This is a genomic window from Pseudomonas sp. ZT5P21 (genome assembly GCF_054897785.1).
Genome location: NZ_CM142705.1, coordinates 3909235 through 3933798, shown reverse-complemented (window position 1 = coordinate 3933798; position 24564 = coordinate 3909235). Strand labels below are relative to the sequence as shown.

Here is a 24564-nt window from a genome sequence, read left to right as displayed (position 1 = left end):
TGAGTGGGCACTCCGCCATGACCCTTCATGTGCGTTACACTGCGCCGCTTGTGCAGATCGAAGAGTTTGAAGGGACAACCATGACGTTCAAGGCGCCGGACAGCCTCGCCGAGCAAATAGCTCACCACCTCGCCGAACGCATCATTCGTGGCGAAATGAAGCCGGGGGAGCGCATCCAGGAACAGAAGGTCACGCTGGCCCTCAATGTCAGCCGCGGCTCGGTCCGCGAAGCCTTGCTGATCCTCGAGCGTCGCCATCTGATCGCGATCCTGCCGCGACGCGGCGCCCACGTGACCGAGCTCACCGTCCACAAGGTACAGAGCCTGTGCACGCTGATGAGTGAGCTGTACATCCTGCTCGGCAACGCCGTGGCCAAAGGCTGGCAAGTCCAGGCCGACATGGCGCCGTTCGTGCAGATCCAGCAGCGCCTGACCGACAGTTACGAGCGCCAGGACATTCGCACCTTCGTCGACGACAGCTTCAATGTGATGCGCGCTGCGTACCCGTTCGCTGATAACCCGTACTTGCAGGAAACCGTCGAGAACCTGCAGCCGGCCATGAGTCGCGCGTATTTTCTCGCCCTTGAGCAGCGCAAGGCCTCGATGAGCGAGTTCCTCGAGCTGTTCGAGCGCTTGCTCGCGGCGGTGCTGGCCCGAGACTTTCCGCAGATCCGCGAGGTGCTGACGGCGTACGCCCAGCGCAGTTGCGATCTGGTGGTCTCTGCCCTGACGGACGCTTAAGCGTGCGGCTCAAGTGCATCAAACTGGCGGGGTTCAAATCCTTCGTCGATCCGACCACGGTGAACTTCCCCAGCAACATGGCGGCGGTGGTCGGGCCCAATGGCTGCGGCAAGTCGAACATTATCGACGCCGTGCGCTGGGTGATGGGTGAGAGCTCGGCCAAGAACCTGCGTGGCGAGTCGATGACCGACGTCATCTTCAACGGTTCGACCAGCCGCAAACCGGTGAGCCAGGCCAGCATCGAGCTAGTGTTCGACAACTCTGACGGCACCCTGCTCGGCGAATACGCCGCCTATGCGGAAATTTCCATTCGCCGCAAAGTGACCCGGGACAGCCAGACCACCTATTACCTCAACGGCACCAAATGCCGCCGCCGCGATATCACCGACATTTTTCTCGGTACCGGCCTGGGCCCGCGTAGCTACTCGATCATCGAGCAAGGGATGATTTCCAAGCTGATCGAGTCCAAGCCAGAAGACTTGCGCAACTTTATCGAAGAAGCGGCGGGCATCTCCAAGTACAAGGAGCGCCGGCGCGAGACGGAAAACCGTATTCGCCGCACCCACGAAAACCTGGAACGCCTGACTGACCTGCGCGAAGAGCTTGAGCGTCAGCTCGAACGCTTGCACCGCCAGGCCGAGGCCGCCAAGAAGTATCAGGAATACAAGGGCGAGGAGCGTCAGCTCAAGGCGCAACTGTCGGCCTTGCGCTGGCAGGCGTTGAACGAGCAGGTCGGCCAGCGCGAAGCGGTCATCGGCAATCAGGAAGTCACCTTCGAAGCCCTGGTGGCCGAGCAGCGCAACGCCGACGCCGCCATCGAACGCTTGCGTGACGGGCACCATGACTTGTCCGAACGCTTCAATCTGGTGCAGGGGCGCTTCTATTCGGTCGGGGGCGACATCGCCCGGGTCGAGCAGAGCATCCAGCACGGCCAGCAGCGTCTGCGTCAGTTGCAGGACGACTTGAAGGAAGCCGAACGTGCGCGCCTGGAAACCGAGTCTCATCTGGGCCTCGACCGCACCCTGCTGCAGACCCTTGGCGAAGAGCTGGATATGCTCACGCCGGAACAGGAAATCACCAGCGCCGCCGCCGAAGAGGCCGCCGCTGCGCTGGAAGAATCCGAAACCGCCATGCACGCCTGGCAGGAGCAGTGGGACACGTTCAACCTGACGGCCGCCGAACCGCGTCGTCAATCCGAAGTCCAGCAGTCGCGGATCCAGCAGCTGGAAACCAGCATGGAACGCCTGGCCGATCGTCAGAAGCGCCTTGGCGAAGAGCGCGCCTTGCTCTCGGCGGATCCGGAAGACGCGGCAATCATGGAACTCAGCGAGCAACTCGCCGCTAGCGAAGCGACGCTGGAAGATTTGCAGGCCAGCGAAGAAGCGCAGGTCGAACGCCTTGAGCAACTGCGTCAGGAACTGCAGCAAGCGCTGTCGGCTCAGCAACAGGCGCAGGGTGATTTGCAGCGTCTCAACGGGCGTCTCGCCTCGCTTGAAGCCTTGCAGCAAGCCGCACTCGATCCAGGCACCGGCACTGCTGAATGGCTGCGCGAACAACACTTGGCTGACCGCCCGCGACTGGCCGAAGGCTTGAAAGTAGAAGCCGGTTGGGAACTGGCAGTGGAAACCGTGCTCGGTGCCGATCTGCAGGCCGTGCTGGTGGATGACTTCGGCGATTTTGATCTGGCCGGTTTTGCCCAGGGCGATTTGCGTTTGCTCAGTCCCGCCAGCGATGGCGTGCGTGTGCCCGGCAGCCTGCTCGACAAGGTCGAGGCGCAAATTGATCTGTCGCCATGGCTGGGGCAAGTCAAACCGGTTGAAAGCCTCGAACAGGCCTTGGCTCAGCGGGGTCAGTTGAGCGCCGGCCAGAGCCTGATCAGCCGCGACGGTTACTGGGTCGGTCGCCACTTTTTACGTGTGCGCCGGGCCAGCGAAGCGGAAAGCGGCGTGCTGGCGCGCGGTCAGGAAATCCAGCGTCTGAGCATCGAACGCGAAGAGCGCGAAGCCACGGTCGAAACCCTCGAAACCCAACTTCAGAATCTCAGGGCACAACAGCGTCAGCAGGAAAACGGTCGCGAACATTTGCGCCGTTTGCTGCAGGACGAAGCGCGTCAGCAAGGTGAATTGAAAGCCCAGTTGTCCGCGGGCAAGGCCAAGGTCGAACAGTTGACGTTGCGTCGCACACGGCTCGATGAAGAACTCACCGAACTGGCCGAACAACGTGCGCTGGAGCACGAAAACATCGGTGAAGCGCGTCTGCAATTGCAGGACGCCCTAGACGCCATGGCGCTGGACACCGAGCAGCGTGAGTTGCTGCTGGCTCAGCGCGACAGCCTGCGCGAGCGACTGGATCGCGTGCGTCAGGAAGCCCGGCAACACAAGGATCACGCGCATCAATTGGCGGTGCGACTGGGTTCGCTCAAGGCGCAACACGACTCGACGCGCCAGGCGCTGGAACGGCTGGAAATGCAGTCCGAGCGCCTGACCGAGAAACGCGAACAGTTGAGCCTCAATCTGGAGGAGGGCGAGGCGCCGCTGGAAGAGCTGCGTCTGAAACTCGAAGAGTTGCTCGACAAACGCATGACCGTCGACGAAGAGCTGAAGACCGCACAAATCGCGCTGGAAGATGCCGACCGCGAACTGCGCGACGTCGAGAAACGCCGCAACCAGGCCGAGCAGCAATCGCAATTGATTCGTGGCCAGATGGAAACGCAACGCATGGAATGGCAAGCCCTGACCGTGCGGCGCAAGGCGCTTGAAGAGCAGTTGCTCGAAGACGGTTACGACCTGCACGGCGTACTCGCCACGCTGGTGGCCGAGGCCAGCGAGAAGGACGCCGAAGAAGAACTGGAACGCATTGCCGCGCGCATTCAGCGCCTCGGTGCGATCAACCTCGCGGCCATCGACGAATATCAGCAACAGTCGGAGCGTAAACGTTATCTGGATGCGCAGAACGACGATCTGGTGGAAGCGCTGGACACGCTCGAGAACGTGATTCGCAAGATCGACAAGGAAACCCGCAACCGTTTCAAAGATACCTTTGATCAGATCAATGGCGGTTTACAGGCGCTTTTCCCAAAAGTTTTCGGTGGCGGTCGCGCGTATTTGGAACTGACGGGCGAAGATCTACTCGATACAGGGGTGACGATCATGGCGCAGCCGCCCGGAAAGAAGAACAGCACCATCCATTTGCTCTCCGGCGGCGAAAAAGCCCTGACCGCATTGGCCCTGGTTTTTGCGATCTTCAAGTTGAATCCGGCGCCGTTCTGCATGCTCGATGAAGTTGACGCACCACTGGATGACGCTAACGTTGGGCGCTACGCACGGTTGGTGAAAGAGATGTCGCAGACGGTGCAGTTCATCTATATCACCCACAACAAGATCGCCATGGAAATGGCCGATCAATTGATGGGGGTGACGATGCACGAACCGGGGTGCTCGCGTCTGGTGGCAGTGGATGTCGAGGAGGCGATGGCGATGGTGGATGCCTGAGTCAGCGCTTGTAGGGCACGTATTTTTAGTCTGTAGGACTTTTTTACCTCCCTGTACTTGCTGGCCAATCGACATATTCGCGCAAGCCGTGGTGACAGACGGTGTAAAGTTGCCTTTGGTCGTGCTAGTTTAATGTCAATTTTTCGTATACGTGGGCAAAACGCCTGTCAGAACATAGAGTTGGCGCCACGTTTTAAAGCGGTTTACGAGTTGTAAACCCCTTATTTTTCAGCATTTTTTATAGAGGCACGGGATTACATGGAAATCGGTCTGCGCGAGTGGCTGATCGTCATCGGCATTATTGTCATTGCCGGTATTCTTTTCGATGGCTGGCGCCGTATGCGCGGCGGCAAGGGAAAACTGAAGTTCCGTCTTGATAGAAACCTGTCCAATTTGCCGGACGAGGACACCAGCGCCGAACTGTTGGGGCCGCCCCGCGTTCTGGATACCCACAAAGAACCGCAGCTGGACGAGCACGATCTGCCGTCGGTGAGCATGCCGGCCCGCGAGCCCCGTGAATCGGGCTCCAAACGCGGCAAGCGCAGTCATGGCGAACCTTCCCAGGGCGATATGAACCTCAGCCTCGATCTGGACGGCGGCCCGAGCTTCAGCAGCCGTGACGACGATTTCCCGGATGACACCAAATCCTCACCTTCGGTGAGCGAGAAGGAACAACCGCAAGCCGAAGAAGTGCTGGTGATCAGCGTGATCTGCCGTGATGCGGCCGGCTTCAAGGGGCCGGCGTTATTGCAGAACATTCTCGAAAGCGGTCTGCGCTTCGGCGAGATGGACATCTTCCACCGCCACGAAAGCATGGCCGGCAACGGCGAAGTCCTGTTCTCCATGGCCAATGCGGTCAAGCCGGGCATCTTCGATCTGGACGACATCGACCACTTCAGCACGCCGGCCGTCAGTTTCTTCCTCGGTCTGCCAGGCCCGCGTCATCCGAAGCAGGCCTTCGACGTGATGGTGGCGGCGGCGCGTAAATTGTCCCAGGAGCTGAACGGCGAACTGAAAGACGACCAGCGCAGCGTCCTCACCGCGCAGACGATCGAGCATTACCGTCAGCGCATTGTTGAATTCGAACGTCGCGCGCTAACCCAGAAGCGCTGATATTGGCAACGTGTGGGAGATCGTGACGCGACTCCCGGACTGTGTACGCCGCACCACAGATTGAGCAGCCTCGGCTGCTCTTTTGCTTTATGAGAGAACACCCATGACTGCCGCCAAAACCCGCATTCTAGAGCTGCGCGCTGAGCTGGATCAGCACAACTATCGCTACCACGTGATGGATGAGCCGAGTATTCCGGACGCCGAATACGACCGGTTGTTCCATGAGCTCAAGGCCCTTGAAGCGGCCAACCCTGACCTCATCACCAGCGACTCGCCGACCCAGCGCGTCGGCAGTGCGGCGTTGTCGGCATTCACGCAGGTAAGCCACGAAGTGCCGATGCTCAGCCTCGGCAACGCCTTTGAAGAGACCGACATGCGCGAGTTCGATCGCCGTGTGACGGAAGGTCTTGATCTGCCGGTCGGCGATTTGTTTGGCGGCGGCGCAGCGGTGGAATACAGCTGCGAACCGAAACTCGATGGCCTGGCCGTCAGCCTGCTTTACCAGGACGGTGTGCTGGTGCGTGGCGCGACGCGCGGCGACGGCACCACCGGCGAAGACATCAGCGTCAACGTGCGCACCGTGCGCAACATCCCGCTCAAACTGCAAGGCAGCGGCTGGCCGGCGACCCTCGAAGTGCGCGGCGAAGTGTTCATGTCCAAGGCCGGTTTCGAGCGCCTCAACGCCACACAGCTGGAAGTCGGCGGCAAGACCTTCGCCAATCCGCGCAACGCGGCGGCGGGCAGTTTGCGGCAGCTGGATTCGAAGATCACCGCTAACCGTCCGCTGGAGTTCTGCTGCTACGGCATCGGCCAGATTTCGGCGGACATCGCCGATACGCACATCGGCAATTTGAAGCAGCTTCAAGCGTGGGGCCTGCCGATCAGTCGCGAATTGAAATTGGCGCACGGCATCGATGAGTGCCTGGATTACTACCGGGACATCGGTGAGCGCCGCAACAGACTGGCCTATGAAATCGATGGCGTGGTATTCAAGGTCAACAGCATCGCCTCCCAGCGCGAGCTGGGTTTCCGTGCTCGCGAACCACGTTGGGCGATCGCCCATAAATTTCCGGCCATGGAAGAACTGACCGAATTGCTCGACGTGGAATTCCAGGTCGGCCGCACCGGTGCGGTGACCCCCGTGGCGCGTTTGAAGCCGGTCAAGGTCGCCGGGGTCACGGTGGCCAATGCGACGTTGCACAATATGGACGAAGTGGCGCGTCTGGGCCTGATGATCGGCGACACCGTGATCATCCGCCGCGCCGGCGACGTGATTCCGCAAGTGGTGCAAGTGGTCACCGAGCGCCGTCCCGACAACGCGCGCGCGGTGCAGATTCCCGAGCAATGCCCGGTCTGCGGTTCCCATGTCGAGCGCACGCAACTGGTCAAGCGCAGCAAGGGGCGCGAGACCGTCAGCGAAGGCGCGGTGTATCGCTGCGTCGGCCGACTGGCCTGCGGTGCGCAACTCAAGCAGGCGATCATTCACTTCGTCTCGCGTCGAGCGATGGACATCGAAGGGCTGGGCGATAAGAGCGTCGAACAACTGGTCGATGAAGGCCTGGTGAGCTCGCCGGCCGATCTGTACGCCCTGAAGTTTGACGACATTGTCGATCTGGAAGGGTTTGCCGAGCTGTCGAGCAAGAAGTTGCTCGGCGCTATCGAAGACAGCAAGAAACCGGGCCTGGCGCGGTTTATCTACGCCCTCGGCATTCCCGATGTCGGTGAAGAGACGGCCAAGGTCCTGGCGCGCTCTCTCGGTTCGCTGGAGCGGGTTCAGCAAGCGTTGCCGCACGTGCTCACGTACTTGCCGGATGTCGGCCTGGAAGTGGCTCACGAGATTCACAGCTTTTTTGAAGATGCGCATAACCAACAGGTGATCGCGGATCTGCTCAAGCATGGCCTGCAGATTCAGGATCAGGGCGACCTGGGTGCCGAGTTTGCGGCGAGCACCACACTGGGCGGCTTCCTCGACAAGTTGCACATTCCTTCGGTCGGGCCGGGCGGGGCGCAAAAACTGGCGGATCGATTCGGTTCGCTGGAAGGCGTATTCGGTGCTGACTGGCTGGACATGCGTCAGGCGCTGCCGGAGAAACAGGCCAATTCGGTCCGCGAGTTTTTTGCGGTTGCGCAGAATCGCCAGATCGCTGAGGCCGCTGAAAAGCAGCTGCGTGATTTCGGCATGCACTGGCAGAGCGAGAAGAAGGTCGTCGAAGGGCTGCCGCTGGCTGGACAGACCTGGGTGCTGACCGGCTCGCTGGAATTGATGAGCCGCGACATCGCCAAGGACAAACTCGAAAGCCTCGGTGCCAAGGTGGCCGGATCGGTGTCGGCCAAGACCCATTGCGTGGTAGCCGGGCCGGGTGCGGGTTCGAAGCTGGCCAAGGCCAATGAGCTGGGGTTGAAAGTGTTGGATGAGGAGGCATTTGTCGCGTTTCTGAACGAGCACGGCATCCCGGTCTGACACAAACCTGTGGCGAGGGAGCTTGCTCCCGCTGGACCGCGAAGCGGTCCTCTTGAATTGGCGCCTGCTGCGCAGTCGAGCGGGAGCAAGCGCCCTCGCCACAGTCAACGGAACGATCTTCGTCAGCGAATGATCTAGTCTTGGCAAGCCCCAGGGAGAGATCGTCATGTACCGCTTCTTCGAACAGCTCAGCTCACGCATCGCCGCACCCTTCGTCAGTGAAAGCTCGCGCAACAGCAAGGTCTGGCATTGCCGCTGTGGGCAGTCGCTGTTCTTTCGCAACAGCCAGTGCCTGGCCTGTTCAGCGGCGTTGGGTTATCAGCCTGAACACAGTCGTTTGTCGTCGCTGCAACCCGGCTTGCTGGCGGATACCTGGTTGCTGGACGCCGATCCCGACGCGGGCGTGTTACGCCGCTGCGCCAATCTCGATTCCCCTGCCGCGTGCAATTGGCTGTTGCCAGCCAACGACCATGATGCGTTGTGTATTGCCTGCAGCCTGAACCGCACCATTCCTGACTTGTCGATTCCTGAGAATCACGAACACTGGCGCAAGGTCGAAACCGCCAAGCGTCGCCTGGTCGCGCAGTTGGTCAGCCTGGGTTTGCAGGTCATCCCCAAAACCGTGGACGAAGAGAACGGACTGGCCTTCGATTTCATCGGCGCCGACCTCGAAGGCAAACCCCCGACCACTGGCCACGCCAACGGCCTGATCACTCTCGATATCAAAGAGGCCGATGACGCCCACCGCGAACAGGTCCGGGTGAAAATGCACGAACCTTACCGCACGTTGCTCGGGCATTTTCGTCATGAGGTCGGGCATTATTATTGGGATCGGCTGATTGCCGACAGCCAGTGGCTGGAGCCGTTTCGCGGCCTTTTCGGCGACGAGCGCGCAAGTTACGCCGACGCCCTTGATCGCCATTACCAGCAAGGCGCGCCGCTCGACTGGCAGCAACAGTTCGTCAGCGCCTACGCCACCATGCATCCATGGGAAGACTGGGCGGAAACCTGGGCGCACTACCTGCACATGATGGACGCGGTGGACACTGCACTCGGTTTCGGCATGAGCGCGCGGGAAATGGATTTCGACTACCCGCCATTTCCGTCCACAACGCTCTACGATCCGCAGCATCCCGGCGGCGCGGCGTTCCTATCCTTCGTCAATGCATGGATCGAGCTGGCGGGCATGCTCAACGAACTGTCACGCAGCATGGGTCAACCGGATTTCTACCCGTTCGTTTTACCACCGGCCGTAATCGCCAAGCTGCACTTCATTCATTTGGTGATCCAGCAGGAAGGCGGCAGGGCGGATGAGGTGTTGCAGGACCTGTAGGCCCTGCCGATGGCTCGGCCGCGATCGGACTCTGTTTTCAGGCGCGACGCATGTCCTTGAAGCCGCTCATATTTTTTAATCCGCGCGAACGGTTGTAACTTCGTCTCAGACAGGTACAATGGCGCGGCTCGCCGTCAGGTGAGCGTCGTTATGGTGACCCCATCGGTCCCCCCGCAACGATTACCCGTGAACCTGGTCAGATCCGGAAGGAAGCAGCCACAGCGGGAACATTGTGTGCCGGGGTGTGGCTGGTGGGGTTGCCTCCATAACGCACCGTGAGCCTTCTCTCGCGTTCTCCATTTAAAAAACCGTTTTGTTTGTCTGCCTTGGACCTTGTCCAGCGGCGGATTCTTGTCGTTTCCGGTTCTGAAAGCGGTGCATGAAAAAAAGGAGGCCGACCTGTCGAACCACGACAAGTCGGCCTCCTTTTTTCATTTCTGCCACTAAGGCTTGGACAAGGCCTGGTCAACCGCTGCAATCAGCTTTCCCAGATCCTTTGGGGTGGCTTTATGTATGACTGCGAACAGGTACGCCCGCTGTTCATCTTCGTCGCCCAGGTCGGCGAAAAAGGCTTTCAGCTTCACGCCCAGCACATCGGCAAGCAGGAACAAAGCTTCCACGCTGGGAGTGTAGGTGCCGGTTTCGAAGCGGCTGATGGTTTTGGGGTCAAAACCGGTTTTTTCGCCGAGTTCAGCCTGAGTAAGCCCCGCGACCTTGCGGTAACGCCGTATGGCTGGACCCAAACTTGAAATTTGCATCGCTTAATTCCCATTTAGAATCAAGAACTTAACGATAGATTTTTGCATTAGACAACCGCATGATCCATCACCTTGCTTTGCAAAATGTGATGCATTTCGTAGAATTGCCGATCAAAAGGGGTATTCGGTGACCTGTTTTCGGAAGTTCGGCTGATCTGGAAGAGCCAGCATTGCGCTCCCCCGGACAGTGTTCGGAGCGCTGAAGTGACCGTGTAGCCTTGCAAAATATGACCGAAATCGTTGTTGCCCGGGGCTTAGAGACTAGTCGAACTTCGGCTGCCAATGGGCCACCAATCGCGTATAGGGAGTGATCACGTGGCTCTGCGCAGTACGATTCAAAACACCTCTTCCGGGCATTCTGCGCTGGTCGAGCGGTACCACCGCTAGCGACATTGAGCCTGACTCATGGATGAGAAATACCGAAGGGCCGTTGATGCCGCCGCGATTTTTTCCGAGACGGATCTGACCGGCCGGATTACCTACGTCAATGATCAGTTTTGCGCCGTTTCCGGCTATAGCCGCGACGAACTGCTCGGGCAGACCCATCGCCTGCTCAACTCCGGCCTGCACTCCGCTGATTTCTTTGCCGGGATGTGGCGCACCATCGTGCTGGGCAATGTCTGGAAGGGCGAGATCTGTAATCGCGCCAAGGATGGCCGTCTGTATTGGGTCGAAAGCACCTTGGTGCCGGTGGTGGACGACGCCTCCGGGCGGATTCACCGTTACCTGGCAATTCGATTCGACATCAGCGAAAAGCGCCAACTGCTGCATTCCTTGCAATGGCGGGTCGGTCATGACGTGCTGACCGGGCTGCCCAACCGCGCGTTTCTCTCGGATTTGCTGGACCAGGCGCTAGACTTCTCCCGCCAGGAAAACATTCCGCTGGCGGTGTGCATGCTCGACCTTGACGGCTTTAAAGCGGTCAACGACGGCTACGGGCATGCCAGTGGCGATCTGCTGTTGGTGGAAGTGGCCAGGCGTTTGCGCGACATCGTCCGCGGCGAGGATGTGGTGGCGCGGCTGGCCGGTGACGAATTCGTGCTGGTGTTGCGTTATGTGCATGATGTGCCGGAGTTGCGTGCGGCACTGAACCGTGTGCTGGGGGCGATTTCCGCACCGTATGCGCTGCAGGGCAAGGCCCTGAATGTATATGCCAGTATTGGCGTCACCCTGTTTCCCCTCGACAACGAAGATGCCGAAACCTTGCTGCGTCACGCCGATCAAGCCATGTACGTGGCCAAACAGAGCGGGCGCAATCGTTTTCATTTGTTCGATGTGCTCCGGGATCAAGAGGTCAAAGCCACTCACCAGACCGTCGAACGGGTTCGGCAAGCGCTTGCCGCCGGCGAGTTGCGCCTGTATTTCCAGCCCAAGGTTAATATGCGCCACGGTGTCGTCGTCGGGTTCGAAGCGCTGTTGCGCTGGGAGCACCCGCAAGACGGCATGGTGCCGGCCCGGGAGTTTCTGCCGTTGGTGGAAGAGACGGATCTAATCATCGATATCGGTGAATGGGTGATGGATCAGGTGTTGTTGCAGCTGGACCGTTGGCAGCAAGCGGGGCAGGGTTGGCCGATCAGCGTCAACATTGCCGCCCGGCATTTTCAGCGGGCGGATTTCGTTGACCGCCTCAGACAGGTGCTCGCCCGCCATGCCCGCGTCGCTCCGCAGATGCTGGATCTGGAAATCGTCGAGTCGGTGGCCTTCGAAAACATCCAGCATGTCAGCGCCTGTCTGCAGGCCTGTCAGGCGCTTGGTGTGCAGTTTTCATTGGGCGACTTCGGCACCGGGTATTCGTCATTGAACTACCTCAAGCGTTTGCGCACCCAGACCATCAAGATCGACAAGTCGTTTATCCGCGACATTCTTCATGACCGCGACGATCTGGCCCTGACCACGGCGGTCATTGGCCTGGCCCGGGCGTTTGGCCGGCAGGTGATCGCCGAGGGGCTGGAAAGCATAGAGCACGGTGAGCTGCTGTTGCAGCTGGGATGCGATGTTGCCCAGGGCTATTTCATCGCCCAACCGATGCCGGCGACGGAGGTGCCGGGCTGGGTCGGAGGGTTTGTTGCGCCGTTGCAATGGCGGGGGCTTGATCAGCCCGCCTGAGGCTTGTCTTCACTGGCTTGTGAAGATCAAATGTGGGAGCGACTGTCTTGATGTCTTTTATTTTGAAGATTGACCAGAGGGCAGCCGAATTCCCACAGTCTCAGACCATGTGGTTTTCTAAAATGAGCGCGCCGGATGCAATTTTGGCCTTGCTCCGCTAGCATTAGCCGCTTGTGTTCCTTCGTGGCGACGGTTTTCGATGAGTTATCAGGTTCTTGCACGTAAATGGCGTCCGCGCTCGTTCCGCGAAATGGTCGGCCAGACCCATGTGCTCAAGGCTCTGATCAATGCCTTGGACAGCCAGCGGCTGCACCACGCCTACCTGTTTACGGGGACGCGCGGGGTCGGCAAGACCACCATCGCGCGGATCATCGCCAAATGCCTGAACTGTGAAACAGGTATCACTTCGACGCCCTGTGGCGAGTGCTCGGTGTGCCGTGAGATCGATGAAGGGCGCTTCGTCGACCTGATCGAGATCGACGCCGCCAGCCGGACCAAGGTCGAGGACACCCGCGAGCTGCTCGACAACGTGCAGTACGCCCCGAGTCGCGGGCGCTTCAAGGTCTACCTGATTGACGAAGTGCACATGCTCTCCAGCCATTCCTTCAATGCGCTGCTGAAAACCCTTGAAGAGCCGCCGCCCTACGTCAAGTTCATCCTGGCGACCACCGATCCGCAGAAACTTCCTGCAACTATTCTGTCGCGGTGTCTGCAGTTCTCCCTGAAGAACATGACCCCGGAACGCGTGGTCGAGCATTTGACTCACGTGCTGGGCGTCGAGAACGTGCCGTTCGAAGACGATGCGCTGTGGCTGTTGGGCCGCGCCGCCGACGGTTCGATGCGCGACGCCATGAGCCTGACCGACCAGGCCATTGCCTTTGGTGAAGGCAAGGTCATGGCCGCCGACGTGCGGGCGATGCTCGGGACGCTCGACCACGGTCAGGTGTATGACGTGTTGCATGCGCTGATCGAAGGTGACGCCAAGGCGTTGCTCGAAGCCGTCCGTCACCTGGCCGAACAAGGCCCGGACTGGAACGGCGTGCTCTCGGAAATTCTAAACGTGCTGCACCGTGTCGCCATCGCCCAGGCCTTGCCTGAAGGCGTCGACAACGGCCACGGCGACCGTGACCGGGTGCTTGCGCTGGCTCAGGCCTTGCCGGCCGAAGACGTGCAGTTCTACTACCAGATGGGTTTGATCGGCCGCCGCGATTTGCCGCTGGCACCGGACCCTCGCGGTGGTTTTGAAATGGTTCTGCTGCGCATGCTGGCGTTCCGGCCGGCAGACACCGAGGACGCACCGAGGCAACTGCTAAAGCCAGTGGGGATCAGCCAGGCCACAGTTGATTCCGCAAACTCAGTGGCTGCCGCGCGGGATGCCTCGCCGGTAGCCGCTGCGGTGGTTGCACCGGTTGTCCCTGCGCCGGTCGCAGAGGTTGTCGCCCCCGCTCCCGAGCCGGTTGCGACCGTTGCCGTGCCTGAGCCGGTGGTCATCCCCGAGCCTGTCGCGGTTGAAGCCGTCGTCGATCTGCCATGGAACGACCCGGTAGAGCCCGAAGTCGTCCAGCATCCAGCCGTCGAGCCGGTGCTGGAAACCATCGCTGTGCAACCCGAGTTGCCACCGATGCCGTTGCCGACGCCGGACAGCGTTGTGCCGGATGCGCCGGAGCGGGCCGCTGCGCCGATTCCCGAGCCGTCCGTGGCCGACGTCGATGCCGCAACGCCCGGCATTGACCTCGACGACGAGCCGCCGCTTGATGAGGATTACATCGAACCGGACATGGATTCGGCGTACAGCTATCTCGACGAACTGGCCAGTGAACATGCCGCCGAGCCAGCGCCGGAGCCCGAGCCTGAACCGGCCGCCATGCCCGCCACCGGTCTGGCCCTGCAATGGCTGGAGCTATTTCCGAAGCTGCCGATTTCCGGCATGACCGGCAGTATCGCCGCCAACTGCACGCTGATCTCGGTGGAGGGCGACCATTGGCTGATGCACCTGGATCCGGCCCACAGCGCCTTGTTCAATGCGACCCAGCAGCGTCGTCTGAACGATGCGTTGAACCAGTTTCACGGGCGCACGCTGACCCTGAGCATGGAGCTGATCAAGCCCGAGCAGGAAACCCCGGCCCAGGCCGCATTCCGGCGCCGCGCCAACCGTCAGCGCGAGGCCGAGGAGTCGATCCACGGTGATCCGTTCATCCAGCAAATGATGCAGCAGTTCGGTGCGGTGGTCCGTAACGATACAATTGAACCTGTCGATGCCCTGGCCAGTCAGGGCTAATAACTGAAGGCGTTCGGCCGGAAGGCCCGGGCGCTGTTTTTATCCAAGCACTTTGAGGTGATTCCCATGATGAAAGGTGGCATGGCCGGCCTGATGAAGCAGGCGCAGCAGATGCAGGAAAAAATGGCCAAGATGCAGGAAGAACTGGCCAACGCCGAAGTCACCGGCAAGGCCGGTGGCGATATGGTCACCGTGGTGATGACCGGTCGTCACGACGTCAAGCGCGTGACCATCGACCCAAGCCTGGTCGAAGGCTTGAGCGAAGACGACAAGGAGATGCTGGAGGCTGTGTTCGCTGCCGCCGTCAACGACGCCGTGCGCAAGATCGAAGCCAACAGTCAGGACAAAATGTCCGGCATGACCGCTGGCATGCAACTGCCACCGGGCATGAAACTACCGTTCTGATTCGCCAGAGCGCATCGGATGAGCTACAAAAAAATGCCAGGCATCGCGCCTGGCATTTTTGTTTCTGTCTGATGGATGTAGCGTCTAGGCGATCGCCATCGCGAGCAAGCTCGGCTCCTACAGGGAACCGCGTTAATCCTGTAGGAGCCGAGCTTGCTCGCGATGAAGTCCACTCGGTCCGAAGCAGAAACATCGAACGCCATACCGCCACAAAGGTCTGCTCCCCTATACCGCCGAATTCATCGATACAAGGAAACGCTCACATGCCAGAAGCATTGACCCTCAATCAACGTATCGTCCTGGCGTCCCGCCCGGTTGGCGCGCCGACGCCGGAGAATTTCCGCCTCGAAAGGGAAGCGCTGCCGGACCTGGCCGACGGTCAGGTGCTGCTCAAGACCCTTTTTCTGTCACTGGACCCTTACATGCGCGGGCGCATGAGTGACGCTCCGTCCTACGCGGCACCGGTGGAAATCGATGAAGTGATGACCGGTGGCGCTGTCAGCCGTGTCGAGCGCTCGATGAATCCAAAGTTTCAGGAAGGTGATCTGGTGGTCGGCGCTACGGGTTGGCAGAGCCACAGCATCAGCGACGGTCGCAACGTCATTCCGGTGCCGTCCGGGCTGCCGAGCCCGTCGATGGCGTTGGGCGTACTCGGCATGCCCGGGATGACCGCCTATATGGGGTTGATGGACATCGGTCAACCCACATCTGGAGAAACCCTGGTGGTTGCCGCTGCGTCGGGTGCGGTGGGGTCGGTGGTCGGCCAGGTGGCGAAGATCAAAGGCCTGCGTGTGGTCGGCGTGGCTGGCGGCGAGGATAAATGTCGCTATGTAATCGATGAGTTGGGCTTCGATGCTTGCATCGATCACAAGCGCCCGGATTTCGCCGAAGCACTGGCGCTGGCCTGTCCACAGGGCGTCGACATCTATTACGAGAACGTGGGGGGCAAAATTTTCGATGCGGTACTGCCGCTGTTGAACGCAAAGGCGCGGATTCCCTTGTGCGGCCTGATCGCGTCCTACAACGCCCACCAGGCACCGACCGGCCCGGATCGCTTGCCGCAATTGCAGCGCACGTTGCTGACCAAGCGTGTGCGCATCCAGGGCTTCATCGTGTTTGATGACTACGGTGATCGTCAGCCGGAATTCGTCAGCGCCATGGCACCGTGGGTGCGCGATGGCAAAGTGAAATTCCGCGAAGACGTGGTCGATGGTCTGGAGAATGCACCCGAAGCGTTCATTGGTCTGCTGGAAGGACGCAACTTCGGAAAACTGGTGGTGCGGGTCGCGCAAGACTGAGTATTTGACGCTAAAGAGAGGCGCGGGTATAAACCGCGTCTCGTTGTTTTGTCGGACGTTTCCCCAATGAGCTTCAGCCCTTTGATTCGCCAACTGATCGATGCCCTGCGAATTTTGCCAGGTGTGGGTCAGAAAACTGCCCAGCGCATGGCCTTACAGCTGCTCGAACGTGATCGCAGCGGTGGCTCGCGCCTGGCGTCGGCGTTGAGCCAGGCCATGGAAGGGGTGGGTCACTGCCGTTTGTGCCGTACGCTGACCGAAGACGACCTGTGCCCGCAATGCGCCGATATTCGTCGCGATGACACCTTACTGTGCGTGGTGGAAGGGCCGATGGATGTCTACGCGGTAGAGCAGACCGGTTTTCGTGGTCGCTATTTCGTGCTCAAGGGCCATCTATCGCCGCTCGACGGGCTCGGGCCGGAAGCCATCGGGATTCCGCAGTTGCTGGCACGGATCGAAGAGGCGGGCACGTTTACCGAAGTCATCCTCGCGACCAACCCGACGGTCGAAGGTGAAGCCACGGCGCACTACATTGCCCAGTTGCTCAGCAACAAAGGCTTGATCGCTTCGCGCATTGCACACGGCGTGCCCTTGGGTGGCGAGCTGGAGTTGGTGGATGGCGGGACGTTGGCGCACTCTTTTGCCGGACGTAAGCCGATCGCCCTGTAGTGTTTGAGCTGACGCCTTCGCGAGCAAGCCCGCTCCCACAGTTGACCGCATTCCCCTGTGGGAGCGGGCTTGCTCGCGAAGGCCGCGCCTCGGTTTACCTGTTTCACACAATCCTGTTGAAAACCAAGCAAGCGCTCGGTTAACTTCGCTGAACCCTTCAGTGGAGTTCGCCGATGCCTGCCTTTCAGGAATACTTCGACCACAGCCACCAATTGATCCGCGCCAGCGTCAGACGTTTCGTCGAGCGCGAGATCCTTCCAGACATCGACCAGTGGGAAGAAGCCGAAAGCTTCCCCCGCGATCTTTACCTCAAGGCCGGTGCGGCGGGGATTCTGGGGATCGGTTACCCCGAAGCGCTGGGTGGCAGCCACGAAGGTGATCTGTTCGCCAAGATCGCCGCCAGCGAAGAGTTGATGCGCTGCGGCTCTGGCGGTCTGGTCGCCGGTTTGGGTTCACTGGACATCGGTCTGCCGCCAATCCTCAAATGGGCCAGGCCGGACGTTCGCGATCGCGTCGTGCCGGCTGTGCTGGCCGGCGAGAAGATCAGCGCTTTGGCCGTGACCGAGCCCAGCGGTGGCTCCGATGTGGCCAACCTGCAAACCCGCGCCCGGCGTGACGGTGATGTTTACCGGGTCAGCGGTAGCAAAACCTTTATCACCAGCGGCGTACGCGCGGATTACTACACCGTCGCGGTGCGCACGGGTGCGCCCGGTTTCGGTGGCATCAGCCTGTTGCTGATCGAGAAGGGCACGCCGGGTTTCACCGTCGGCCGCCAGTTGAAGAAAATGGGCTGGTGGGCGTCCGACACGGCGGAGTTGTTCTTCGACGATTGCCGCGTGCCTGTAGGCAATCTGATCGGCGCCGAAAACATGGGCTTCGCCTGCATCATGGGCAACTTCCAGAGTGAACGCCTGGCCTTGGCGCTGATGGCCAACATGACCGCGCAATTGGCGTTGGAAGAAAGCCTGAAGTGGGCCCGTCAACGCGAAGCATTCGGCAAACCTATCGGCAAGTTTCAGGTGCTCAAGCATCGCCTCGCAGAAATGGCCACGACGCTGGAAGTGTCACGGGAATTCACTTATCGCCAAGCAGCAAAAATGGCCGCCGGGCAGAGTGTGATCAAGGAGATTTCCATGGCCAAGAATTTTGCGACTGACACGGCTGATCGGATCACGACCGATGCGGTGCAGATTCTGGGGGGCTTGGGGTATATGCGCGAAAGTCTGGTGGAGCGGCTTTATCGCGACAATCGGATTCTGTCGATTGGCGGCGGGACGCGGGAAGTGATGAACGAGATCATCAGTAAGCAGATGGGGCTGTAACAAGTTTTATTGATGTTGCTGCGACTGACGCTATCGCGAGCAAGCTCGCTCCCACCGGGGATTCTAGGTGTACACAAGTTTTGTGCACGACGGAGATTAACTGTGGGAGCTTGCTCGCGATGGCGTCAATACAGGCGCCGCTTACTTATCGGTCAGGGCAAACTGCGTCAGGCAAAACGTCGGAATCCCCATGTCTTCCAGCCGTTGCGACCCGCCCAGTTCCGGCAAATCAATAATCGCCGCCGCTTCATGCACCCGAGCGCCCATGCGGTGAATCAGGTTCGCTGCCGCAATCAGCGTCCCGCCGGTGGCGATCAGATCATCGAACATCACCACCGAATCGCCTTCGCAAAGACTGTCGGCGTGCACTTCAAGGAAGGCTTCCCCGTACTCGGTCGCATACCCTTCGGACAGTACGTCGGCCGGCAGTTTGCCTTGCTTGCGGAACAGCACCAGCGGCTTGTTCAACTGATACGCCAGCACCGAACCAATCAGAAAGCCACGAGCATCCATGGCGCCGATGTGGGTGAAGTCAGCTTCGACGTAACGGTGAGCAAAGCTGTCCATCACCCGGCGCAGGGCGGTGGGCGACTGAAACAGCGGGGTGATGTCGCGAAAGATGACGCCCGGTTTCGGGAAGTCGATCACAGGGCGGATCAGGGATTTGATGTCGAAGGAGTCGAAGACCATCGTCGAGTTGTCCTGGCAGGCTGCAAACGTCGCAGTATAACGGCGGCTGAACCGTTTCGCTCAGCCGCGATCGTCGGAATCAGCCTTCGATCGAGCCACCGGCCAGGGCGCAGAGCTGAATCGGGTCGAGGATATGAATTTCCTTGCCTTCGGCGGCAATCAGTTCGTTTTGCTGGAAGCGCGTGAACACCCGCGACACGGTTTCTACCGCCAGGCCCAGGTAATTGCCGATTTCGTTGCGCGACATGCTCAGGCGGAACTGATTGGCCGAGAAGCCGCGAGCGCGGAAACGCGCCGACAGGTTGACCAGGAACGTGGCAATGCGCTCGTCGGCGGTTTTTTTCGAAAGCAGCAACATCATCTGTTGGTCGTCGCGGATTTCGCGACTCATCACGCGCATCAGCTGACGGCGCAATTGCGGCAGTTGCAGCGCCAGTTCATCGAGGCGTTCGAACGGAATTTCACAGACCGAGGTGGTTTCCAGTGCCTGCGCCGATACTGGGTGCTTCTCCGTGTCCATGCCCGACAGCCCGACCAGTTCGCTCGGCAAATGGAAGCCGGTGAGTTGTTCTTCACCGCCATCACTGAGGCTGAACGTTTTCAGGGCGCCAGAGCGTACTGCATAAACGGAATCGAAAACGTCGCCCTGGCGGAACAGGAATTCACCCTTTTTCAACGGGCGGCCACGCTTAACGATCTCGTCCAGCGCGTCCATGTCTTCCAGATTCAAAGAAAGTGGCAGGCAGAGGGGAGCCAGGCTGCAATCCTTGCAATGAGCCTGGTTATGAGCGCGCTGCTTTACTGGCTCGGACATTTCTTAAATCCTTGTGGGAAAACACACATAAGACGTAAGGGTAACCCACGAGAAGATGTTCAGGCCAGCGGTATGCAGAATTGTCACATCGCCGCGTTTGAAGACCGCCTCCCTGATGATGAACGCTAGATCACTCGCGAAAACCGTTGCTGGTTCTGCTGTGCCAGGTACGCATCGAACACCATGCACACCGAACGCACCAGCAATCGTCCGGCGGACAGCACGGTGATCCGTTCATTGTTCAGTTCTATCAGTCCGTCCTCGGCCATGCCTTGCAACTGCGGCCACAACTCGCCGAAGTAACCACGAAAATCGATGTTGAATGCTTGCTCGATGTCGGCGAATTCCACGTTGAAACTGCAAATCAACTGCTGAATTACCGCCCGTCGTACGCGATCATCGGCGTTGCACAGCAGGCCGCGATTGGTGGCCAGTTGCGTGGAGGCCAGAGCGTTCTGGTACTGGTTCAGATCGCTGCTGTTCTGGCAGTACAGGTCGCCGATCTGGCTGATGGCTGAGACGCCCAGGCCAATCAAATCGCAGTGGCCATGGGTGGTGTAGCCCTGGAAATTGCGTTGCAGGGTCGATTCTTCCTGGGCAATCGCCAGTTCATCGTCGGGCAATGCGAAATGGTCCATGCCGATGTAGCGATAGCCGGCGGTGGTCAGCTGTTCGATGGTGCGCTGGAGCATCTCCAGTTTCTGCGCCGGCGTCGGCAGTTCGTCGCTGTTGATTCGCCGTTGCGGCATGAAGCGCTCCGGCAAGTGCGCGTAGTTGAACACCGACAACCGGTCCGGTTGCAGGTTGATGACTTCTTCGACGGTGCGGGCGAAGTTGTCGGGTGTCTGTCTGGGCAAACCATAGATGAGGTCGATGTTGATCGAGCGGAATTGCAGCGTCCGCGCCGCGTCGATCACCGCACGGGTTTCTTCCAGGCTTTGCAGGCGATTCACCGCCCGTTGTACCGCCGGGTCGAGGTCTTGCAAACCGATGCTGACCCGATTGAAACCCAGTTCACGGAGCAGGCCCATGGTCGACCAGTCGGCTTCGCGCGGGTCGATCTCGATGCCGTAGTCGCCGGTATCGTCGTCCAGCAAGTTGAAGCTTTTGCGCAACTGGGCCATTAACTGGCGCAATTCGTCGTGGCTGAGAAAGGTTGGCGTACCGCCGCCGAAATGCAATTGCTCGACCTTCTGCGCCGGATCGAGGTGGCAGGCGATCAGCTGGATTTCCTGCTCCAGGCGCTGTAAATAGGGCAGGGCACGGCCGCGATCTTTGGTGATGACTTTGTTGCAGGCGCAGTAGTAACAAATGTTCGCGCAGAACGGCACGTGCACATACAGCGACAACGGTCGCAGGGCCTTGCGACTTTCCCGTAGCGCGTGGAACAGATCGAAAGTGCCCACATGACCGTCGAACTGCACGGCGGTCGGGTAGGAGGTGTAACGCGGTCCCGCCAGGTCATAACGGCGGATCAGATCGGTATCCCAACGAATGGCGTCGAGCATCATGCGGGCATTCCCCCGGATAGGCTGGCAGTGTTCGCAAGTCTATGGGGGGCGGCGCTGGGGCATCTTGATTTGCATCAAGGGTGACGGGTGGCGTGATTGGTTTTGTGGCGAGGGAGCTTGCTCCCGCTGGGCCGCGAAGCGGCCCTAAAAGACGGGTCTGCTACGCAGTCCAGCGGGAGCAAGCTCCCTCGCCACAGGATCAATGCCCCATCAACCAATGCTGATGCGGCCCCGGCAGGGTCCAGAGACCAAACAGCATCACCAGCAGGCCACCGGTCATTCGCACGCTGCGCTTGCGCAACAGCGCGGTGACACGCTCGGCCGCCAGCCCCGTGGCGAGCAAGACCGGCCAGGTGCCGAGGCCGAACGCGAGCATCAGCAATGCACTGTCCAGCGCATTACCCTGACTCGCCGACCACAGCAACGTGCTGTAAACCAGTCCGCACGGCAGCCAGCCCCAGAGCGCGCCTAGCAACAATGCGCGGGGAACGCTCGACACCGGCAGCAATGTGTTGGCCACCGGCTGGATATGCCGCCACAGACCGCGACCGAGGCTTTCAATGCGGGTCAAACCGCTCCACCAACCGGCAAGATAAAGCCCCATCGCTATCAACAGCAATCCAGCGAGGATCCGCATCACCATGGCCGCCGGACTGTTCGCCACTGCCCAGCCCGCCAGGCCGATCAGCAGGCCGGCCGTGGCGTAGCTGAGAATTCGCCCGAGGTTATAGGCCAGCAGCAAGCGAAAGCGTCGACTGCGTTGTTCCTTGGGTATTGCCAGGGTCAACGCGCCCATCAAGCCTCCGCACATGCCCAGGCAATGACCGCCGCCGAGCAGGCCGAGGATCACCGCAGACACCAACAGTGGCGCCAGCTCAAACATGCGGGGGCACCTTGTCATCCGGTTTGACCGGATGGCCGCTGGCTTCGTCCACCGCAGCGGTGTGATTCGGATCCTGGTCGTCGAACAGAATGCTGTGGGCCGGGCCGTCGAGGTCGTCGTACTGACCGCTGTCGACTGCCCAAAAGAAGATGTACACCGCGATGGCCACGATCAGCAGCGCGGCGGGGATCATCACGTAAAGAGCTGGCATGGGGAGGCTCCATGCCCGCGCGGCTCAGGCCGGCAGCGGGCGGGTTTCTGGCGTGGCGCTGGCGGTCGGCGTGCTCGGCAGGCGAGTCAGGCGCAGGGCGTTCAGCACCACGGTCAACGAACTGATGGACATGCCGACTGCGGCCCACACCGGCGTGATCCAGCCGAGGGCGGCGAACGGCAACATGAGGCCATTGTACAGCCCGGCCCACAGCAGGTTCTCAATGATTACCCGACGGGTGCGTCGGGCGAGGCTGAAAGCTTGCACCAGCGCGTCGAGACGGTTCGACAGCAGCACGGCGTCGGCGCTGGTTTTCGCCAGATCGGTGGCCGATCCCATGGCGACGCTGATGTCAGCGGCGGCCAGCACGGGTACATCGTTGACCCCGTCACCGAGCATCAACACCTTGCGACCTTCCTTGTGTAGCTGTTGCAGGACTCGCAACTTGTCGTCCGGTCGCAAACCGCCACGGGCCTCGTCGATGCCCAGTTCGGCAGCGACGCTGGCGACCATCGGCGAGCTGTCGCCGGACAACAACAGTGTGCGCCAGCCGCGCGCCTTGCAGGCTTGCAGTAATGCCGGTGCATCGGCGCGCAAACGGTCGTCGAGGACGAACCACGCCAGCGGCCCCTGACTGTCGCCGAGCAACAGCCACTGGCCGGCCTCCTCAGGCATCAAAGGGATGGCGGCGCCGCTGAGTTCGCAGACAAAACCCGGCTGGCCGATCCGCAGGCGTTGCTCACCGACCACACCTTCCAGGCCCAGCCCCGGCGTGCTGAGGACTTCTTCGGCGGCCAGTGGCGCGCGGCCAAACGCGCGGGCGATCGGGTGTTCGGAACGGTTTTCGAGGGCGGCGGCGAGGCTGAGGCACTGGTCGCTGTCGATTGCGCCGAGGGGGCGGATCGAGCGCAACGCGAGACGTCCTTCGGTGAGCGTGCCGGTCTTGTCGAAAATGACGGTGTCTATCTGGTTCAAGCCTTCGAGCACATGGCCGCGCGTCAGCAGCAGCCCGAGCTTGTGTAGCGTGCCGGTGGCGGCGGTGAGGGCGGTCGGCGTGGCGAGCGACAAGGCGCACGGGCAGGTCGCGACGAGCATCGCCAGGACAATCCAGAAGGCCCGCGATGAATCCAGTTCCCACCACACAAGGCCGATGACGGCGGCAGCCATCAGCGACAGCAAGAGGAACCACTGCGCAGCGCGGTCGGCGATTTCTGCGAGTCTCGGTTTTTCAGCCTGAGCGCGATCCAGCAGGCGGACGATGGCGGACAGCCGGGTGTCCTGGCCGAGGGCGAGGACTTCCACGGTCAACACGCCTTCAACGTTGAGTGTGCCGGCGGTGACGGCATCGCCGAGCGTTCTCGGATGCGGCAGGTATTCGCCGGTCAACAGAGACTCGTCGATGCTTGATTGGCCGTCGAGGATCTTGCCGTCGGCCGGGAGGATCGCGCCGGGGTGCACCAGCACTTGATCGCCAACGCGCAATTCGCTGAGCAGGATCCGCTCGCTCTGACCGTCGAAGCTCAATCGCAGGCACGAGGCGGGCAGCAGATTGACGAGTTGTGCCGTGGCGGCGGCGGTGCGTTCCCGGGCGCGCCGCTCCAGATAACGCCCGGCGAGCAGGAACAGGGCAAACATGCCAACGGCATCGAAATACAGTTCCCCGACCCCGGTGATCGAAGTCCAGATCCCGGCGATGTAGGCGCTGCCAATCGCCAGCGACACCGAAACGTCCATGGTCAGGTGGCGCGTGCGCAAATCTCGCATTGCGCCTTTGAAGAACGGCGCACAGCTGTAGAACACGATCGGTGTGGTGAGGAACAGCGCGACCCAGCGCAGGATGGTGTGCAGTTCGGGGCTGAGGTCGATGTTGAATTCCGGCCAGGTGGCCATGGTCGCCATCATCGCCTGGAACCACAGCAGCCCGGCGACCCCGAGTTGGCGCAGGGCCAGGCGGTTTTCGCTGGCCAGTTGTTCGCTGGCGCGGTCGGCCTGATAGGGGTGCGCGGCGTAACCGATGTGGCGCAATTCGCTGAGCACCTTGCTTAACGGCAATTGCGCGTCGGCCCAGCGCACGTGCAGGCGATGGTTGGAAAGGTTCAGCCGCGCTTCCGCCACGGCCGGCAAGCCGCGCAGGTGTTTCTCAATCAGCCAACCGCACGCCGCGCAGCTGATGCCCTCCATCAACAGGGTGGTTTCGGCGAGCTCGCCATCATGGCGGACAAAGGGTTTTTGCACGTCGGCGCGGTCGTACAGCGCCAGCTCGTCCACCAACTGCACCGGCAACGCTTCGGGGTTGGCCGAGGCCTCGCTGCGATGCTGGTAATAGCTTTCCAGCCCGCCGGCGACAATCGCTTCGGCCACAGCCTGACAACCCGGGCAGCAGAACTCGCGGGTTTCACCGAGGACGGCAGCGGTGAAGCGGCTGCCGGTCGGGACGGGGAGGGCGCAGTGGTAGCAGGGGGTTGGTGTGGTCATGTCTGT

At 60.7% G+C, this 24564-nt stretch carries 18 protein-coding genes and 1 other RNA gene; 12 read left to right on the top strand and 7 right to left on the bottom strand.

The window, feature by feature from the left end:
• Positions 1-80 precede the first annotated feature (80 nt).
• The 6 genes from ACYZT9_RS18230 to ffs all read left to right on the top strand — a co-directional run bounded on the left by ACYZT9_RS18230 (position 81) and on the right by ffs (position 9395).
• Positions 81-740, top strand: coding sequence for a GntR family transcriptional regulator (locus tag ACYZT9_RS18230; protein WP_462010252.1), 660 nt, complete (start codon positions 81-83; stop codon positions 738-740).
• A gap of 2 nt (positions 741-742) precedes the next feature.
• On the top strand, positions 743-4231 hold the full coding sequence (smc, locus tag ACYZT9_RS18225) for a chromosome segregation protein SMC (RefSeq protein WP_462006776.1): 3489 nt from the start codon (positions 743-745) through the stop codon (positions 4229-4231).
• Positions 4232-4489: 258 nt separating this feature from the next.
• Entirely contained in the window at positions 4490-5344 is an 855-nt protein-coding gene (gene zipA, locus ACYZT9_RS18220; RefSeq protein WP_462006775.1) for a cell division protein ZipA, read from the top strand.
• Between the two features lie 103 nt (positions 5345-5447).
• Positions 5448-7805: an NAD-dependent DNA ligase LigA gene (ligA, locus tag ACYZT9_RS18215; protein WP_462006774.1), complete on the top strand. Its 2358-nt coding sequence runs from the start codon at positions 5448-5450 to the stop codon at positions 7803-7805.
• A 166-nt stretch (positions 7806-7971) separates the two neighbouring features.
• Complete coding sequence (locus tag ACYZT9_RS18210; protein WP_462006773.1) at positions 7972-9138, top strand: zinc-binding metallopeptidase family protein; 1167 nt, start codon at positions 7972-7974, stop codon at positions 9136-9138.
• A 160-nt stretch (positions 9139-9298) separates the two neighbouring features.
• An RNA gene (gene ffs / locus ACYZT9_RS18205) (signal recognition particle sRNA small type) lies at positions 9299-9395 on the top strand.
• A gap of 186 nt (positions 9396-9581) precedes the next feature.
• Here ffs and ACYZT9_RS18200 read toward each other — a convergent pair.
• Complete coding sequence (locus tag ACYZT9_RS18200) at positions 9582-9896, bottom strand: helix-turn-helix domain-containing protein (RefSeq protein WP_462006772.1); 315 nt, start codon at positions 9894-9896, stop codon at positions 9582-9584.
• A gap of 405 nt (positions 9897-10301) precedes the next feature.
• Between ACYZT9_RS18200 and ACYZT9_RS18195 the strand changes: the two genes are divergently transcribed.
• The 6 genes from ACYZT9_RS18195 (at position 10302) to ACYZT9_RS18170 (ending at position 17974) form a co-directional block, all read left to right on the top strand.
• Positions 10302-12002 (top strand): putative bifunctional diguanylate cyclase/phosphodiesterase, encoded by a 1701-nt coding sequence (locus ACYZT9_RS18195; protein WP_462006771.1) that lies wholly within the window; start codon positions 10302-10304, stop codon positions 12000-12002.
• 199 nt (positions 12003-12201) lie between these two features.
• Complete coding sequence (gene dnaX, locus ACYZT9_RS18190) at positions 12202-14280, top strand: DNA polymerase III subunit gamma/tau (RefSeq protein WP_462006770.1); 2079 nt, start codon at positions 12202-12204, stop codon at positions 14278-14280.
• Positions 14281-14346: 66 nt separating this feature from the next.
• Positions 14347-14685 (top strand): YbaB/EbfC family nucleoid-associated protein, encoded by a 339-nt coding sequence (locus ACYZT9_RS18185; protein ID WP_008028561.1) that lies wholly within the window; start codon positions 14347-14349, stop codon positions 14683-14685.
• Positions 14686-14948: 263 nt separating this feature from the next.
• Entirely contained in the window at positions 14949-15983 is a 1035-nt protein-coding gene (locus tag ACYZT9_RS18180; protein WP_462006769.1) for an NADP-dependent oxidoreductase, read from the top strand.
• 66 nt (positions 15984-16049) lie between these two features.
• Entirely contained in the window at positions 16050-16652 is a 603-nt protein-coding gene (gene recR, locus ACYZT9_RS18175; RefSeq protein ID WP_462006768.1) for a recombination mediator RecR, read from the top strand.
• Positions 16653-16825: 173 nt separating this feature from the next.
• Entirely contained in the window at positions 16826-17974 is a 1149-nt protein-coding gene (locus ACYZT9_RS18170; RefSeq protein WP_462006767.1) for an acyl-CoA dehydrogenase family protein, read from the top strand.
• 141 nt (positions 17975-18115) lie between these two features.
• On the opposite strand, the gene ACYZT9_RS18165 is transcribed toward ACYZT9_RS18170, so the two are convergent.
• The 6 genes from ACYZT9_RS18165 to ACYZT9_RS18140 all read right to left on the bottom strand — a co-directional run bounded on the left by ACYZT9_RS18165 (position 18116) and on the right by ACYZT9_RS18140 (position 24558).
• Entirely contained in the window at positions 18116-18664 is a 549-nt protein-coding gene (locus tag ACYZT9_RS18165) for an adenine phosphoribosyltransferase (protein ID WP_462006766.1), read from the bottom strand.
• A gap of 79 nt (positions 18665-18743) precedes the next feature.
• Complete coding sequence (gene fnr / locus ACYZT9_RS18160) at positions 18744-19478, bottom strand: fumarate/nitrate reduction transcriptional regulator Fnr (protein WP_462006765.1); 735 nt, start codon at positions 19476-19478, stop codon at positions 18744-18746.
• 125 nt (positions 19479-19603) lie between these two features.
• Positions 19604-20986 (bottom strand): oxygen-independent coproporphyrinogen III oxidase, encoded by a 1383-nt coding sequence (hemN, locus tag ACYZT9_RS18155; protein WP_462010251.1) that lies wholly within the window; start codon positions 20984-20986, stop codon positions 19604-19606.
• Between the two features lie 202 nt (positions 20987-21188).
• A complete protein-coding gene (locus ACYZT9_RS18150; RefSeq protein WP_462006764.1) occupies positions 21189-21872 on the bottom strand; it encodes a sulfite exporter TauE/SafE family protein in 684 nt (227 codons plus the stop codon).
• A complete protein-coding gene (gene ccoS / locus ACYZT9_RS18145) occupies positions 21865-22083 on the bottom strand; it encodes a cbb3-type cytochrome oxidase assembly protein CcoS (protein ID WP_462006763.1) in 219 nt (72 codons plus the stop codon). Before ccoS ends, ACYZT9_RS18150 begins: the two co-directional genes overlap by 8 nt.
• Positions 22084-22107: 24 nt before the next feature.
• On the bottom strand, positions 22108-24558 hold the full coding sequence (locus ACYZT9_RS18140) for a heavy metal translocating P-type ATPase (protein WP_462006762.1): 2451 nt from the start codon (positions 24556-24558) through the stop codon (positions 22108-22110).
• Positions 24559-24564: the final 6 nt, after the last annotated feature.

Coding starts and splice junctions, on each gene's coding strand:
- ACYZT9_RS18150 (WP_462006764.1), bottom strand. CDS start 21,872: ATGTTTGAGCTGGCGCCACTGTTGGTGTCTGCGGTGATCCTCGGCCTG.
- ACYZT9_RS18180 (WP_462006769.1), top strand. CDS start 14,949: ATGCCAGAAGCATTGACCCTCAATCAACGTATCGTCCTGGCGTCCCGC.
- ligA (WP_462006774.1), top strand. CDS start 5,448: ATGACTGCCGCCAAAACCCGCATTCTAGAGCTGCGCGCTGAGCTGGAT.
- recR (WP_462006768.1), top strand. CDS start 16,050: ATGAGCTTCAGCCCTTTGATTCGCCAACTGATCGATGCCCTGCGAATT.
- ACYZT9_RS18210 (WP_462006773.1), top strand. CDS start 7,972: ATGTACCGCTTCTTCGAACAGCTCAGCTCACGCATCGCCGCACCCTTC.
- fnr (WP_462006765.1), bottom strand. CDS start 19,478: ATGTCCGAGCCAGTAAAGCAGCGCGCTCATAACCAGGCTCATTGCAAG.
- ACYZT9_RS18200 (WP_462006772.1), bottom strand. CDS start 9,896: ATGCAAATTTCAAGTTTGGGTCCAGCCATACGGCGTTACCGCAAGGTC.
- ACYZT9_RS18140 (WP_462006762.1), bottom strand. CDS start 24,558: ATGACCACACCAACCCCCTGCTACCACTGCGCCCTCCCCGTCCCGACC.
- ACYZT9_RS18185 (WP_008028561.1), top strand. CDS start 14,347: ATGATGAAAGGTGGCATGGCCGGCCTGATGAAGCAGGCGCAGCAGATG.
- zipA (WP_462006775.1), top strand. CDS start 4,490: ATGGAAATCGGTCTGCGCGAGTGGCTGATCGTCATCGGCATTATTGTC.
- ACYZT9_RS18165 (WP_462006766.1), bottom strand. CDS start 18,664: ATGGTCTTCGACTCCTTCGACATCAAATCCCTGATCCGCCCTGTGATC.
- dnaX (WP_462006770.1), top strand. CDS start 12,202: ATGAGTTATCAGGTTCTTGCACGTAAATGGCGTCCGCGCTCGTTCCGC.
- ACYZT9_RS18195 (WP_462006771.1), top strand. CDS start 10,302: ATGGATGAGAAATACCGAAGGGCCGTTGATGCCGCCGCGATTTTTTCC.
- hemN (WP_462010251.1), bottom strand. CDS start 20,986: ATGCTCGACGCCATTCGTTGGGATACCGATCTGATCCGCCGTTATGAC.
- ACYZT9_RS18230 (WP_462010252.1), top strand. CDS start 81: ATGACGTTCAAGGCGCCGGACAGCCTCGCCGAGCAAATAGCTCACCAC.
- ccoS (WP_462006763.1), bottom strand. CDS start 22,083: ATGCCAGCTCTTTACGTGATGATCCCCGCCGCGCTGCTGATCGTGGCC.
- ACYZT9_RS18170 (WP_462006767.1), top strand. CDS start 16,826: ATGCCTGCCTTTCAGGAATACTTCGACCACAGCCACCAATTGATCCGC.